This is a genomic window from Streptomyces sp. NPDC051987 (genome assembly GCF_040680735.1).
GTDB lineage: Bacteria > Actinomycetota > Actinomycetes > Streptomycetales > Streptomycetaceae > Streptomyces.
This window is the reverse complement of sequence record NZ_JBFAXI010000066.1, coordinates 16,503-32,471: the sequence shown is the minus strand read 5'-3', so window position 1 is coordinate 32,471 and position 15,969 is coordinate 16,503. Positions and strand designations below refer to the sequence as shown.

At 70.0% G+C, this 15,969-nt stretch carries 9 protein-coding genes; 5 read left to right on the top strand and 4 right to left on the bottom strand.

The window, feature by feature from the left end:
* Window positions 1-158 precede the first annotated feature (158 nt).
* Window positions 159-4,301, top strand: coding sequence for a hypothetical protein (locus AB0M11_RS28845; RefSeq protein WP_365710530.1), 4,143 nt, complete (start codon window positions 159-161; stop codon window positions 4,299-4,301).
* A gap of 615 nt (window positions 4,302-4,916) precedes the next feature.
* Here AB0M11_RS28845 and AB0M11_RS28840 read toward each other — a convergent pair.
* From AB0M11_RS28840 to AB0M11_RS28830, 3 genes are all read right to left on the bottom strand, one after another.
* Window positions 4,917-7,355, bottom strand: coding sequence for a SpoIIE family protein phosphatase (locus AB0M11_RS28840; RefSeq protein ID WP_365710528.1), 2,439 nt, complete (start codon window positions 7,353-7,355; stop codon window positions 4,917-4,919).
* A 30-nt stretch (window positions 7,356-7,385) separates the two neighbouring features.
* A complete protein-coding gene (locus AB0M11_RS28835; protein WP_365710526.1) occupies window positions 7,386-9,884 on the bottom strand; it encodes a SpoIIE family protein phosphatase in 2,499 nt (832 codons plus the stop codon).
* A gap of 272 nt (window positions 9,885-10,156) precedes the next feature.
* Window positions 10,157-11,290, bottom strand: a complete 1,134-nt coding sequence (locus AB0M11_RS28830) for a PP2C family protein-serine/threonine phosphatase (protein WP_365710524.1) — start codon at window positions 11,288-11,290, stop codon at window positions 10,157-10,159.
* A 373-nt stretch (window positions 11,291-11,663) separates the two neighbouring features.
* Here AB0M11_RS28830 and AB0M11_RS28825 point away from each other — a divergent pair, with 373 nt between their 5' ends.
* From AB0M11_RS28825 to AB0M11_RS28810, 4 genes are all read left to right on the top strand, one after another.
* Window positions 11,664-12,071: a hypothetical protein gene (locus tag AB0M11_RS28825; RefSeq protein ID WP_365710522.1), complete on the top strand. Its 408-nt coding sequence runs from the start codon at window positions 11,664-11,666 to the stop codon at window positions 12,069-12,071.
* A gap of 343 nt (window positions 12,072-12,414) precedes the next feature.
* Entirely contained in the window at window positions 12,415-12,834 is a 420-nt protein-coding gene (locus tag AB0M11_RS28820) for an SsgA family sporulation/cell division regulator (RefSeq protein ID WP_365710520.1), read from the top strand.
* A 40-nt stretch (window positions 12,835-12,874) separates the two neighbouring features.
* Complete coding sequence (locus tag AB0M11_RS28815) at window positions 12,875-13,204, top strand: NIPSNAP family protein (protein WP_365710518.1); 330 nt, start codon at window positions 12,875-12,877, stop codon at window positions 13,202-13,204.
* A 162-nt stretch (window positions 13,205-13,366) separates the two neighbouring features.
* Window positions 13,367-13,792 carry an SsgA family sporulation/cell division regulator gene (locus AB0M11_RS28810; protein WP_365710516.1) on the top strand — a complete coding sequence of 142 codons (426 nt, stop codon included), beginning with the start codon at window positions 13,367-13,369 and terminating at the stop codon, window positions 13,790-13,792.
* Between the two features lie 365 nt (window positions 13,793-14,157).
* Here the strand turns inward: AB0M11_RS28810 and AB0M11_RS28805 are convergent, their stop codons facing one another.
* The gene (locus AB0M11_RS28805) at window positions 14,158-15,666 is read right to left on the bottom strand and encodes an MFS transporter (protein ID WP_365710514.1); all 1,509 of its coding nucleotides are present in this window, start codon (window positions 15,664-15,666) and stop codon (window positions 14,158-14,160) included.
* Window positions 15,667-15,969 lie beyond the last annotated feature (303 nt).

The window sequence follows — 15,969 nt, the reverse complement described above, 5'->3', positions numbered from 1 at the left end:
CCAGCTGATCATCACCCGCCGGGGCGGATGTGCTGGAACAGTACCCGCATCCCCCGCGGGGCGGTTCATCGGTGCTCCTCGTGAGCCGGCCGCCCCGTCTCCCCACTTGAGAGGCTCGTGGTCACTTGAGAATGCGTAGAAAGCGCATACGCTCCGGCATGGTCGTCACCGTGCTGGGGCTGGCGGCCGGCTTGCTGGTCGCCCCGCCGGTCCAGGCGGACCCGCCGCACGACGCGAAGGGCATCCGGCTGACCGCAGCCGCGATCGAGAAGCTCAGCCGACGGTACGAACCCAGGATCGACGGCACCCCCGGCCAGGTCGCCGCCGAGGAGGGCCCCGCCGCTGCCGCCCCGGCACTTCCAGGCACCGAGCGGAACAGGACGGCCACTGCGAGCGGAAAGACGGACACCCCGCCGACCGCCCCCGGTTTCAAGCGGACCGGCCAGTGGGAGACCGCCCGCGGCGTCGCCGAGCCCCTGGCCCTCGGTGGCACCAAGGACTGGGTGGGCGTCTTCAGCGCCGGCACCGTCGCCCGCTACGACGCACACGGCCACCAGGTGTGGAACCGCGGCGCGACGAGTCTCTACAAGGACTGGCAGGTGAAGCCGGACAACTGGTTCCAGCCTTACCCGTACCTGCCGAACCTCTACGTCGGCTACAACCCGTACCAGATGTCGGTCACCGGCAGGCACCCCTACGTGACGGGCGACTTCACCGGCGACGGCGTCGGTGACGTCGCGGTCGCCTACACGGTCGGCGACTGGCCGTTCCGGCCGTTCTCCTCTCCCGGCTCGAAGCTGTCCTACGGCACCTTCCTCACCGTGCTGGACGGCCGTACCGGAAAGACGGCGTGGAGCAGGCTCGTGCCGGGCCTCGTCGGCACCATGCTCGTCCAGGACGGCAAGCTGATCGTCGCCGACGCCACCGGGCCGGACTGGAGTTCCTCCCCGGTCGCCGAACAGGGCGACAGCCGCAGCAACCTGACCGCGTACAGCTTCCGCCGTGCCGCACACGGCAGGACGGCCGCACGGGTCGACTGGACGTACTCGACGCACGCGCCCTGGGCCCGCTGGGGTGATCTGACGTCCCTGGGCGCCGGCCGGATCGCGGCCTCCTGGTCCGACACACCCCTGGGCCTGGGCAACCCGCGCCCGGCCGCCGGCAACGTCCTGGTGCTCAGGACGTCCGACGGCAGGGTCGCCGCCCACGCCAAGACCCCCGGTTACCCGCGCATGCTCGCCAAGGACCCGGGAGCCGACCGGGTCCTGGTGGTCGAGCAGAACGACCCCTTCGACAAGGTGCGCTGGGACCTGACCGCGATCGACGCGCACGACGGCCACCGCTCGGTGGTCGCCTCGCGTGAGGGCACGGTGCCGGAGGCCTTCCAGGTCCTGCCGGACGCGCACCGCGGACGGACCCGCTTCGCGGTCGCCGAGCTCGGCATCGACGCCGACCTGTCGGACGGTCAGAGCACCGTCTCCGGCTGGGACCGGCAGGGCCGCACCCTGTGGTCGTACACCACCGCCTCGACCGTCGGCAGGCCCAACGCCCCGACCATGGAAGTGTCCTCCGACGCGCGAAGCGGCGAGGTCATCGCCTCGCTCTCCGACCCGACGTCGGCCACCGCGGCCACCCCCGCGGGTCCCGAGCACACGCAGCTCGTCGCACTCGACTCCGCGACCGGTCACGTCGACTGGCGGCGGGAGGGCGCCGTCTCGGGCGGCGCGCTCACCCACTACCGGGACGGACTGCTGACCGTCGGATACGACGACACCGCCTACACGGTGGACCTCCGCAGCGGCAGGGCACGGGCCCTGCCCCTGGCCGGCGACCCCTACGCGGCCGTCGTCACGGACGTGAACCACGACGGGACGAAGGACCTGATCACCGGCGGACAGAGCCGCGGCGTCTTCGCCCTGGACGGCAGGACCCTGCGCAAGGGGCGGCCCACCGTCCTGTGGCGGGCCACGGTCGACAGCTCGGTGCACGCCCTGGGTCTCCTGCCCCGGCACGGCGGCCACGGCGCCGGCGACGCGGTGGTGGCCGGGACCGACCACGGTTTCGCCGTACTGGACACCCGTACCGGTGAGGCACGCACGACGGTGCGCACCGGCGGCTTCGTCGCCTCGCTCACGGTCACGGGCGACGGCAGCGGCGGTTCCGAGATCGTCGTCCCGGGCAGCAGTCTGACCGCCTACACCCCGCAGGGCAGGAAGCGGTGGACGTACCGGCCCGCGGGCACCCAGGGCAAGAGCCTGGTCTTCTCCACCGTCACCAAGGACGGCGCCGGACACCTGTTCTTCGAGTACGGCGGTACCCACAAGGGGTTCGGTCTCCCGACGGAGCCCACCGACCCGGCGCCGACAGCGGTCGGCCTGGACGCCGCCACCGGACACCCGCTGTGGACCGAGACCCCGACCGGATCCGCCGCGTTCGCGATCGTGCCGACGAATCCCGCTCTGGCCGACCCGAACATCCCGGGCGCGGCCGGACACGGCGTCGCCTTCGCCTTCACCGGTGACTTCCGGACCTACCAGCACCCGGTCCAGATCCTCGACTCCCGCACCGGTGCGGTCGTCAAGCAGTACGACAGCCCCGGGATGTCGCAGGGTTTCGTCGCGTCCGAGAAGACCGGTCTGATCGAGATGCGCGATTTCAACTACAGGGTCTACCCGGCGGACGGAGGTGAGCCCTACGACGTGCCCGACTTCCTCGGCTTCCGCTCCGGCGTGATCGCCCGGTCCGTGGGCGGAACCGAGGCCTTCGTCGGCGCCTACCAGGCTCTGTGGTCCTACGACACGCCCTTCGCGGCCAACGACGGGTTCCTGCGCGAGAGCGCCACGGACGCCGCGCTGGGGGCCAGCCAGGTCCAGACGGCGCGACTGGACGACGGGCCGGGCGACGACATGATCGGACTCGCGCTCGACTGGCGGGCCCTGAACATCTCGGCCCAGTCGATCGGTGGCGCCCTCAACGACCTGGACTACTTCCCGCACGGCCTGACCACCTACAAGCTCTCGGAGGACGAGCCCACCCGGATACCGGTCCCGCCGAACGGCGGCATGTCGTCCGCCGTCCCGCAGTCCGCCGCCGAGGTCTCCGAGCTGCGCGCCGACGGGGTGCGCAGCGCGAGCCCGCTGAAGAACCTCGGCATGCCGGTCGGCACCGCCTCGGTCCCGATCGACGTCCAGAGCAAGGCACCGGCCGCGAAGAGGCTGAGCGCGGGCCCGGACAACGACGGCGAGACCACCCGCGGCTACACCCCCCGCCAGATCCAGGCACGCCTGGGCCTGAAGGGCGACGGCGCCGGGCAGACCGTCGCGATCGTCGACGCGTACCACTACCCCACGGCCGAGCAGGACCTGAACCACTTCGCCGCCCACTTCGACCTGCCGCAGACCTGCGACACGGTGGGCGGTGGAGGAGCGGACTGCTTCGACTTCGAGCAGGTCTCCGCGGACGGCACCGCGCCCGACGTCGACACCGGCTGGAACGAGGAAGCGGCCCTGGACATCGAGTGGGCGCACTCGGTGGCCCCTCACGCCAAGATCGTCCTGGTGGAGGGTGCGGACGCGAGCGTGGCGGCGCTCGCCCGGGCCGAAGACGTGGCCGCGGCACTCCACCCGGCCGCGATCAGCAACAGCTGGGGCACCGGTGAGTTCTCCGAGCAGGCCTTCTACGACGGCCACTGCAAGCTGGCCGACTCGGTCTGCGTCCAGTCCACGGGCGACGACGGCCACCCGGGGGGCTACTCCGCCACCAACCCCCACGTCCTTGCCATCGGAGGCACCAACCTCCAGTTGGACGCCGACGGGAACACCGTCGGGGAGACGGCCTGGAAGTCCACCGGCGGCGGCCTGAGTTATTTCGAGCCGCGCCCGGCCTACCAGGACGGGGTGCAGTCCTCCCCGCTGCGGGCCACGCCGGACGTCAGTTTCGTGGCCGACCCGGCCACCGGTGTGCCCGTCTACGTGACCATGACCGATGGTGACAACGCCCGGTCCATGTGGCTGAAGGTGGGAGGCACCAGCCTGTCCGCCCCGATCTGGGCGGCGATCATCGCCTCGGCCGACCAGTTCCGGGCCACCGCCGGCAAGCCGCACCTGGCTTCCGACGGTCCGGACGGCGACACGGCGCACACCGATGTCTACGCGCTCGGCAGCAGCTACCTGCGAGACATCACCGCCGGCTCCAACGGCCGGTGCGGCGCGGAGTGCACAGCCGGCCCCGGCTACGACACCGTCACCGGCCTCGGCTCCCCCACCGCGGGCGTCGACGGGGCCCTGGCAGCCATGAAGTAGCCATCCGGTGTGAGTACGCAGGGTCCCGGCGTCCTTCTGGACGCCGGGACCCTATGCTGCCGTCGTCGACGGCTCCCAGCCGAGGTCGGGCAGGGGCGCGGGCGGACCCGCACGGACACGCGCGGATCAGCGGCAGGGCCTGCGCCGTCCGTGCGGCAAGCGGCGTGGTTCGCCAACCGGTCCGGTCACACCACGCGGGTGAAGGGTTGCGGCGGAAGCAGCCGCTCCGGCCCTCGACTCCGCCTGGCGGACGGTCCGTCACGGCACCTTGTGCCCGAGCTCAGTTCCTGGCCGATGGGCCGAGGGGCGAGGCGGCCGCGATCCAGGTAAAACTGTCCTGTGCCTCGCACCGTGCTTCAGTTCCGTCGGCCCGGCCGCGCAGCATCGTCACAACACCACGGTGACGGCCCGGCGGCCGGGCCGAGTGGCCGGCTCCTGCCACCCACACAGAGCAGTCAACCCGCGACCGTGGCACGGGATCTTGGTCCCCGGAACTCAACATTCCCTTGGCTGTGGGCTCACCGCACCCATGCGAGCAACGCACGATCAGAGTTTCGTGCCGGTGCTGCCCTCGCCCGCCGATGCGTTCCGCCGCGTGGTCTCGGTCGGGCGTGATCAGCTACCGCGCGCGATGGGCTGTTCGGACCAGATGGTCTTGTGGTTCTGGCCGTGGCGGCAGCCCCAGCGCTCGGCGAGTTGGGCGACGAGGAACAGGCCGCGTCCGCCCTCGTCGGTGGTGCGGGCGCGGCGCAGACGGGGTTGGGCCGTGTTGGAGTCGGTGACCTCGCAGACCAGAACGTGGTGCCGGATCAGTCGCAGCTCCGCCGGCGGACGGCCGTAGCGGATCGCGTTGGTGACCAGTTCGCTGACGATGAGCTCGGTGGGGAAGAGGAGGTCGTCCAACCCCCATGCGGTGAGTTGTCGGGTCGCCCATTCCCGAGCGTCCGAGACGGCAGCCGGATCGGCCGGTATCTGCCATCGAGCGGTGTCCTGGACCGCTACGGCGCGGGTACGTGCCAGCAGCAGGGTCGCGTCGTCACGCGGTGCTTCGACCACCAGCTTCTCGAGAAGGGCCCTGCCGGTGTCGTCCAGCGCGCGGTCCGGGCGGCAGGAGGTGGCGAGAGCACCGGTCAGCCGCCGGAGCCCGTCGCAGACGTCGTGCGCGGCTTGGTGGACCAGGCCGTCGGTGTAGAGCGCGAGGACGCTACCCGGCTCGACGTCGATCGTGGTCGTCTCGTACGGCATGCCGCAGACGGCGAGGGGCGGCCCCGGGACGATGTCGACGACGTCGGCACTCCCGTCGGGCCGCACGAGCACCGGCGGCGGGTGCCCGGCACTGGCCATGGCACAGCGTCGGGTGACCGGGTCGTAGACCGCGTACAGACAGGTGGCGCCCATGGCGTCATGGTCGCCGGAGGGTGCCTCCGCCGCGAGGCGCTGGACCAGGTCGGCGAGGCGCGTGAGCAACTCGTCCGGCTCCAGTTCGAGGTCGGCGAGGGTCTGGATGGCAGCGCGCAGACGGCCCATGGTGGCACTGGCGGGTATGCCGCGGCCGATCACGTCTCCGGCGACCAGAGCCAGCCGGAGAGCGGGCAGGGGTATGGCGTCGTACCAGTCGCCGCTGGTGCCGCACCCACGGTCTGTGGGCAGGTAGACGCCGGCGGTCTCGGCTGCCGGAGTGTCGGTCGTGGCCGGGGGCAGGAGTCTTTGCTGCAGGGCCATGGCCGCTCTGTGCTCGCGCGTGTAGCGGCGGGCGTTGTCGATGGCGAGTGCTCCTCGTGAGGCGATCTGCCTCATGAGATCCACCTCGTCCTCGGTGAACGGTTCGGACGGACCGGTGCGCCAGACCACGATCGCTCCGAGGGTGAGGCCGCGGGCGTGCAGCGGGGCCACCATCACCGCCTGGACGTCGTGCGGGAGGAACTGCTCGGCCGGATGTGCACCGCCGATCACGGCGATGTAGTCGTCCCGGCCGTAGACGACCGTCTCGCCGTGCTGGAAGCGGCGCAGGAGGGGGTGGTCGGACAGGGGCGGGACGGGGTTGCCGCGCCGGATGCCGGGCGGCCAGACCGCGGTCGACGGCGCCAGGGCCGCGTTGCGCCGGTGCGGATCTCCTCCGCCCAGCCGCTCGGCGGGCTCGTCACCGTCGAAGACGGCTTCCGCAAGGTCGACTGCCGCGAGATCACCGAAGGCGGGTACAAGGATGTCCGCGAGATCCTGGGCGGTCCGCACGACATCAAGGGAGCCCCCCACCCGCTCGGCGACCGCATGGGCGAGATCCAGCTGTCGGCGGGCACGCAGTTGGTCGGTGTCGTCTATGTACAGGGCTGCGACTCCTGCGGGGTGTCCTCCCGCGTACTCCAGTCGGAACGCGGACAGTGACAGCGCGTGCCGCCGCGCCGGACGGTGTCGCCGGCTCACTCGCTGGTTCCGGTGGATCACCGGGACGCCCGTCTCGAGCACCTGCCGCAGTACCGCCTCGATGCTCTCGGCGTCCTCGGCGCACAGTACGTCGCCCAGTCGGGCGCCGGGCTGCAGGGGACGGCCGTCGGGAGTGTCCGGCATGGCGTTCGTCTGCACGGTGGTGAGATCCGTGTCGTGCAGGGCGATCGTGATCCGGTTCTGTGCGGACAGGGCGCGCAGGAGGGCTGCGCCGTGCCGGTGTTCGGCGATGTGAGGAGTGGGGGCCGCGAGCACGAGGAAGTCCGCCGAGCCGCTCACCCGTGTGGTCCGGAATGTGACGTCGATCGTGTTGCCGCACTGGTGACGCAGTCGTACCCGGCCGGTCGCCGGCACGTGTGCGGCGCTGCGCGGGTCGTGCGGGAGGTCGGCCACGAGCTCCCGCACGGGGCGGCCGTGGACCTCGTCGGCGCGGAACCCGGTCAGCTCCCGTGCTGTGCCGGTCCACCCCACCACCGTGCCCCGGGCGTCGAGCACGGCCGCGGCCAGTCCTTCGAAGGCGGGCGGTGGGCCGCCGGGGCCGGCGCCGGAGACGCTCGTCGCACCTCGAAAGGCGCCTGCCAGGTCGGCGTTTTCCATATCCGATGCGTCCATGTCTCTGGCTTTCCTTACGAGGTTCCGCACCTACGGGAGATGGAGATCCTGTGGCGGCTGTCGGCGCTCAGCGGGCGTCTGTCGGGGGGGCAGGTCATGTTCGGCCCAGACGACCTTGCCGTCTGTTACCGAGCGGGAACCGCTCCTGCGTGACAGCCGACCGACCAGGTAGAGGCCGCGGCCGTGCTCGTCGAGGTCGCCGGGATGGCGGGGGCGCGGCCGACCGGCGTTGGTGTCGGAGACTTCGCAGGTGAGCACCCGGTGCTGGATGAGCCGTAGGCGGATCGAGCCGTCGCCGTGGCGGATCGCGTTGGTGACCAGTTCGCTGACGAGCGACTCCACGGCCGTCACCAGCGGCTCCAGACCCCATTCACGGAGTTGACGGGCGGCCAGACGTCGGGCCGTCGGGACGGTGACGAGTTCGTTCGGCAGATCCCAGGACGCGACTTGGGCGGGAGGCAGGGCGCGCGTCCGCGCAAGGAGCAAGGTGACGTCGTCGGCCGGTGCCTGCGCCGACAAGGTCTGCATCGCCCGCGAGCACAGGTCCTCCAGGGCGGCACCGGGCTGTGCCAGTGCGGCGCCCAGGCGCTGCAGGCCGACGTCGATGTCCTCGCCGCGGGACTCGACCAGGCCGTCGGAGTAGAGGGCGAGCACGCTTCCTTCGGGCAGTTCCAGTTCCACGGAATCGAAAGGCACCAGGCCGAGGCCGAGGCCGAGCGGGGCTCCGGCCGGCAGGTCGGGGACGGTGACCCCGCCCTGTGCGTCGACGATCAGGGGTGGTGGATGCCCGGCCCGTGCCAGCGTGCACCGTCGGGAGACCGGATCATAGACGGCGTACAGGCAGGTGGCACCGACGACCGCGGAAACCGGGTCGGTGTCGTCGGCGTCCTCGTCGTTCAGTCGCCGGACCGTGTCGTCGAGGTGAGCCAGCAGTTCGTCCGGGGGCAGGTCGAGATCCGCGAGCGTGCGCACGGCGGTGCGCAACCTGCCCATGGTCGCCGCGGCGTTGATGCCGTGACCCACCACATCGCCGAGGACCAGGGCCACCCGGGCGCCGGACAGTTCGATCACATCGAACCAGTCGCCCCCCACACCGTGGTCCACGTCGGCCGGCACATAGCGCGAGGCGACCTCGACGGCGGCACCGCCCTGCACCCGCTGAGGGAGCAGGGCGCGTTGCAGCGTGAGGGCGGCAGTGCGCTCACGCGCGTACTGGAGCGCGTTGTCCAGACAGAGCGCGGCCCGGGTGACCAGCTCCTCGGCGAGGAGCAGGTCGTCCTCCTGGAACGGCGTCTCTTCCACGGAGCGGCCGAAGAGCGCAAGTCCCAGCACGCAGCGCCGGGAACGGATGGGTACGACCATCAAGGAGTGGACGCCGCTGTCGCGTACTTTCTGCGCACGCGTCGGATCGTGGTCGACCCAGGGGCCGGCATGGGTGTCCAGCACCGGTTCCAGGTGAGACCTGCCCGTGCGCAGGACAGCGGCGAACGACGAGGTCGGGGGGACGTGGATCACCTCTTCACGCACCGCCGGCAACTCCAGGACACCCTGGTCGACGGAGGCCACCCCGGCACGGCGCAGCACAGGGCGGTGTCCGCTCCTCGGGCCGATCCGTGCGGAGGGTTCGAGTCCGAACGGAACCGACTCCGCCAGGTCGACGACGACGTGGTCGGCCAGCAGGGGCACGGTGAGTTCTGCCAGTTCCTGGGCGGTCTGCATCACGTCGAGGGTGCTGCCGATGTGCGTGCTGGCCTCGCTGAGGATGGCGAGGCGCTCGCGTGCCCGCTTGTTTCCTGTGACGTCCACGGTCATGGAGCACACGCCCAGTGGCGTGCCGTCCGTGCCCTGGACACAGAAGAAGGAGGCGGCGAACGCGTGCTCTCGGGGCCGGTCCGCAGGCGGCCACGCACGGTACTCGTGCACCGTGGTCGTGCCGCTCTCCAGCACCTGCCGCATCACCACCTCGAGCGCTTCGGCCTCGACGGCGGGCAGTGAGTCCTTCAGACCGCGCCCGAAGCGCCGGTGACGAGACACGCCGTCGTGCCGCTCCATGTCGTCGTTCACCCAGACACAGCGCAGCTGCGCGTCGTAAACGACGATGCCGATCGGGGCTCGGGCAAGGAGCGACTCGCGCACCGGTGCCCCGGTCGCCCCCGAGGACAGAGCTCCTATGTCCGCCACGGACGCCAGCCACCGGGTGTCGTCGCCCTGCCCCCGTAGCAGCGATACCCGCAGTGTCACCCTGAGCGTGTGGCCGTCGCGGTGGCGTATCGCGACGGTGCCGGACCAGCCGCCCCGCGCACGGCACTGCTCGGAGAACGCCAACGCCTTCTGGGCGTCCTCGGGAGGCGGCAGCACGTGTGCGGCGGACCGGCCCACCACGTCCCCGGCCGCATAGCCGACGAGTTGCTGGGCGGCGTGCGTCCACCCCACGACGACGCCCTCGGCATCGATCATCGCTATCGCGGCGTCGGGCACCTCAGGAAGGCTCACCGGCTCGGCGGAGGGGGTCTGGTCGGTGTACGTCATCGCAGTTCATCCCATCGGTCGGAGGCGAACAGGGCGTCGGCACGTAGGGCTGCGGCTCTGTGTGCAGCGGTGGTGAACGGCGTTGTCCGGTCGAACGGCACACGCGGGGCGTGGCCTGAATGCGACATTCTGCCCATTTGTGATGAAATAGTCAGATGTAATGCTTTCGTCGTCAAGTCCCTTGACCAAACGATCTGCTGGAATCGCTCCTTCTCCGACCCCGGGCAACCGGCGCCACCCGCTCGTCGGGGTGAGGGAAGCACGGAACGCGTTCAGCCGGCCGGACCATGTCGACCCGAGGGCTGTGGACGAGTGCGACCGTCGACATGGGACGCGAGGAGCGGCCGGTGCAGATGGTGTGACGGGGTGCGTTCGATGATCAGGAAAGCGGCGTCGTCGGTGAGCTGCTCGCCGGTGTGCGCGAGCAGGTCGCGGTGAATGTGGTGCAGCAGGGCGTCGGGACCTGAGGCGGGGAAGGAGGCGACGCGTTCGGCGAGCGGGTAGAAGGCTCCGTTCGGTGAGCGGGCTTCGATCACGCCGTCGGTGTAGAGCAGCAGCATGTCGCCCGGTTCCCATGCGAACCGGTCGGTCCGGTCGTTGAGTACGTCCAGGGCACGCAGGCCCAACGGGGGTGCGGGACGGCCGGAGTTCAGGGCAGACACCTGGTCACCACGGATCAGCAGGGGCGGCGGATGGCCGCAGTTGAGCATTTCGGCGTGGGGGCCCTGATCGGGGATGTCGATCATGATGGCGGTGATGAAGTGCTCGCCGGCATCGTGCGCGGTGTCGGCGACCTCCTCCAGGTTCCGGCAGATGCTCTCTTCGACGGCCGTGGCGAGCTCGGGCAAGGAGGGGTACCGGTGTGCGCCCTCACGGAACGCACTCATCGCCACCGATGCTTCGCCGACGGAGGCAAGACCATGGCCTCGTACGTCGCCGATGAGCACCCGGGTGCAGGGGTGATCAGCGCGGGCGACCGCCAACAGGTCGCCCCCGATCTGGGCCTCGTCCTCGGCGGCCAGATACAGCCAGGCCACCCGCAACGGCCCGATCCGGCGAGGTGGAGGCCGCAGCAGAACCCGCTGCGCCGTCTCGGCCACCGACCGCAACCGGCTCATCTCCCGGGCATGCCGCTCCCGCACATAAGAGACGAAGACCACCAGAGCTGACAGCACAGCCAGGGCGATCAGCTGGGCCACGTGGTTGGTGGTGGTCAGCCCGCCGTGGAAAATCGCGATGATCACCAAGGCGATCTCCGCCAGAACCCCGACCAGAGCGGTAAGCCGCGGACCGGCGAAGGCGGCGGTCAACGTCGGTGCGATGACCAGCAGCGGGCCCAGATGAACACTGGTCCCGATACCGATGTCCACCGCGGCGATGGCCACGATCAGCGCCAGCGCCGTCACCAACAGACCGCGGCGCTGTTCCGGGAGCCGGTCCCGCCAGACACCCCGCAGACGCATACGTTCTTTGTACTCCTTCTTCGCGCGCAGACTCCCCCCAGGACATCGCACTCGCTGTCGCGACGCCGCTCCGCAGACACCTCGCGGCCTGCCGCCTGGTCTCATGTCCGGCGATGAGGTCCGTGCCTGGTGGTCCGGGTGACCCGAGTCACTGTCACTGTCCACCTATTTCCATACGTCGTATGGTTATCCTGGCAGCATGCTTCCATACGACGTATGGAACTGCCTGACGGACAACGCCGCACAACGCCAGGCGCCTCACATCGCCTGCAGAAGCAGCCGTTGGTGCAGACCGCACCAACCGGAAGGAAAGATCATGAAGAAGCTCACGAAGCGGATTGCTGTCGCCGTTTCCTCCGTGACGGTCGCGGGTGTCGCCCTCATCGGTGCCGGGGGCACGGCTTCGGCCGCGACTCCCGCCTCCGAACACGTCCAGCGGTCGGTCGAGGTCAACCCCGCCGACTACCGCTGGGACCACGGCGTCGGCTACCTGATCGAGCAGGGCTACTGCTGGGACTCAAAGCGTGGCTGGCACCACGACGACCATGTCGCCGGCTCCCTCTGGCACAGCCGCGACGGCCGCTGCTACCGCTGGGACGATGAGGGGCGCGGGTGGAAGTCCGACAGCTCCTACCGGCACGACTGGAACCGCTACGAGAGCGACGGCCGGGGCCGGGACTCCTACGGATGGGAGCTCTACGGCCGCAACCACGGTGACCGGTAGGACGGGTCCCGCCTGTGCCCCTGAGCGGGGGCTGTACCTCTCACCTCGATGCCTGTCGGCGCGGGGATGCGACCTCTGGTCACGGATCAGCGGTCCCCTGACCGCCGCCCGGGCGAGCGATCGAGCGAGGGCCTGCATCCTGCTCCCCCTCTGAACCTGCCTGCGGCACCACCACGTGCCACAGGCGCGCGTCGCTTCAACTGCCGCGACGCCACGACCCGCACGGTCCGCCGATGCTGTCCGGCACCCGGGCCCTGCTGAACACCTCCTGATTCGATGCGTGCTTGTCGCCACGAGCGCCGGGACGCAGCCGAGGCGAGGGGGTGCCTTGGAGTGAATGCCCATGGAGTCTTCGAGGACCGTGGTTCGGGCGGTGACCGCGCAGCTCGTCGTCTCGCGCACCTGCTCAGAGCCCTTGTGCATGCGGCTGCGGTACGAGCCTGCTGATCCCTACGTCGTCCGTGCCGCCTTTTTCGTCCACAGCGACGAGCCGGTCGAATGGGTCCTGGGGCGTGACCTTCTGGCCGACGGCCTGAACGGTTGCGCAGGTCATGGGGAGGTCCGGATCTGGTCGGCCGCAGGGCGGGGTGACGAGTCGATCTACATCGCCCTCGGGTCTTCCGCGGGCACCGCCCTGCTGGAGGTCCCCGTGCGGGACATCTCGTCCTTCCTTCAGGACACCCAGGCTCTCGTGCCACGGGGTACCGAGTCCGGACTCATCGACTGGGATGCCGAACTGGCACACCTCCTCCCCCAAGGCTGACCGCCGACCATCCATGCTCAGAAGTAAAGGAACCAGTCTCATGTCGCAGTACCAGCTTCGCGTCTACACCCTGCGCAGCCCCGACGCCCTCTCCGCCTACGAGAAGATCTGGGCCCAGCACATTCCCGGTATGGCCAAGCACCGGATCACCACCCACGGCGTCTGGACGGTGCCCGCGGCGCCCGGAAGCGACACTCCCCGGCTGTATGCCCTCGTTTCCTACCAGGACGCCGACGACGTGCAGGAGCGGCTGGAGGCATACCTGTCGAGTCCTGAATTCCGCGCTGACATGGAGGGCTTCGACATCAACCAGATCGTCGGCCTCGACGAGACCCTCCTGACGCCCACCCTGGACTCACCCTTGCGCTGACGGTCGGCCTGCGACGCGTCAGCTTCGTGTGGGACGACTGTCCTCGTGCCGACCGCCACCGGTCCTCGCTGTGACCGCGTCTCTGTGCAGCCCCTTTGAATCCGACGACAGCCCTTCCGATGGCCCTCCCCAGACGACTCGAAGCACCAGGAGCAAGACCCGATGAAAGCATTGAGAACTGTGATCCAGGGACTGCCTGTGAAGCTTGTCGGCGTGCATGCGACGTCCCTGCCCGTGATCATGAATCTGCGGTACGCGCCGAGTGATCCCTATGTGGTCCATGCCGCATTCACCACCGATGTCGACAGCGACAAGTCGGTGGAATGGATCATCGGGCGCGACTTGCTGATCGGCGGCCTGGAGGGCCCCGCCGGAGAGGGAGACGTTCGCATATGGCCCACCGGCGATGAGGGCTGCCGCGACTTGTACATCCTTCTCAACCCGCCGTCCGGTACGGCCCTGATCAAGGCCCCAGCGCAGGAAGTCAAGGCGTTCCTGCAGGAAACGGAGGCAGTGGTGCCCCGGGGGGCCGAGCTCGACCACAGCGACTTCGACCGCTTGCTGGCCCACCTCCTCTCCGAGGGGTGAGTCCTGGCATGGTGCGACCTGAGGCAGGCACACGGAGCGGGAACGGCGTGCCGGCCAGGTCGTACCAGAGTCGGCCGAGCTGTTCGACGGCGCTCGGCGCGTCGACGCCGCCGCCGACGACGCGGGTACGGAAGGGTTCCCTCCGGTCGGCGAGCAGCGGCAGCACACCTCCGCCGTGTGTCAGGACCCAGCGGATCCGGGTGAGCAACGCGGTGGCCGCCGCGACCATGGCCTCACGACTGCACAGCAGACGCGGATCTGTTCGATCTCCCACCTGGTACCCCTTCCGCTGACAGAGCCCGAGTCGCTGCCCCTGTGGGGCATCCATCGAGCAAGGGAGGGGAGCCGCAAAGACACTTGTCCCGCTACATATGAACGGCGTGTGCGGCGCTCTCGTCGTGCTGCGGCACGCCACGGCGGTACAGCAGCACGGTCACCACCAGACCCAGCACGAAGACGGCTGCCGACCACCAGTAGGCCGTGGAGTAGCCCTCGAGCCCGGCCTGCGCCAGGACGCCGGGGTCCCTGGGATCGCGGCCGGAGAGGTAGTTCGTGGCTGCGTCGGAGGCCATCGTGCTGAGCAGGGCGACGCCGATGGACCCGCCGACCTGCTGGACGGTGTTGACGGCGGCGGACGCGACTCCGGCATCGGCCGCGGCCATACCGGAGGTGGCCAGGCTCATCGCGGGCGCGATCACCGTGCCCACCCCGATGCCGACGAGTACCAGCTGGGGCAGCACCTGCGTCATGTATCCGCTGCCCAGGTCCAGCGTGGTCATCCACACCAGGCCGGCGGCCGCGATGGCCATCCCCAGCGGAACCACCGGCTTGGGACCTATGCGCCGCACCAGGACGTTGTTGGCCACCGCGGAGGCGGCAGAGGACGCCACGATCATGGGCAGGAAGGCGAAGCCCGTCTTCAGGGTGCTGTAGCCGAGGCTCTGCTGGAGGTAGTAGGTCAGGAACAGGAACACGCCGAACATGCCGGCGCCAGTGACGAAAAGGGCGGCGAAGGAAGCACCGCGGTTACGGTCCAGCAGGACCCGCAAGGGCAGCAGCGGGTACACCGCCCTGGTCTGCCACCACACAAAGACGGAAACCAGTACGGCACCGGCTGCCAGCATGCCCCAGGTCGCCGGGGAACCCCAGCCGTGCGTCTCGGCGTTCGAGAACCCGTAGACCAGGCAGAACAGGCCGATGGAGACCAGTACGGTGCCGAGGACATCGAGCTTGGAGGACGTGTCGCGCGGCGTGCGGTGCAGCAGCGCGGCACCACCGACGAACGCCACCCCCGCGAAGACCACGTTGACGTACATCGTCCAGCGCCAGTCCAGGTACTGGGTGAGCACCCCGCCGAGGATCAGGCCGATGGCTCCGCCGGCACCGGCGACCGATCCCGCGACGGTGAACGCCTTCGCCCGCTCACTCGGCTCGGTGAAGGTGGTCATCAGGACCGACAGGGCCGACGGGGCCAGCAGGGCGGCGAACAGGCCCTGGACCGCGCGCGCGATGACGAGCATGGCGAAACCGTTCGCCGCACCTCCCACCATGGAAGCGGTCGCGAAGCCGGCCAGGCCCACCAGGAACGTCACCTTCTGCCCGACCAGGTCCGCGACTCGGCCACCGAGCAGCAGCAGACTGCCGAAGGCCAGCGCATAGGCGGTGACCACCCACTGCCTGTCGGCGTCCGAAAAGCCCAGGTCGTGCTGGGCGGACGGCAGGGCGATGTTCACGATGGTGCCGTCGAGAACACCCATCAGCATCGACAGGGAGACGACCAGCAGGATCCACCAGCGACGCCGGTGCGACAGGTCGGGCACCTTCTCAGGTGTGGTCTCGGCGCCGCGAGCGGCGGCGGTGGCGTTCTGGGACATGGGGGCAGCCCTCCGGACAGCGGACGGGGGATGGGGGGATGGGGCGGCGGCGTAGCCGCCTCGGTGAACGCGGGTGGTCCAGCTCGATAAGGCCGACGGTCTCCCCCCTTCCGGAGGGAAACCAGGAACAAGCCCACGACCATGGTCATTTCACGGTTCCGCGTGGGCATACGGCCGCCGTGCAGATGCTGGATGGAATCTCCCCGCCGGGCGGATCTCACCCGATGTGATGGGACGGCTCCCTTGTGTCACGGCCCGGGATCGCGCGGCTGCGGGCACGCCTCAGGCGTCAGCGCCTGGGGT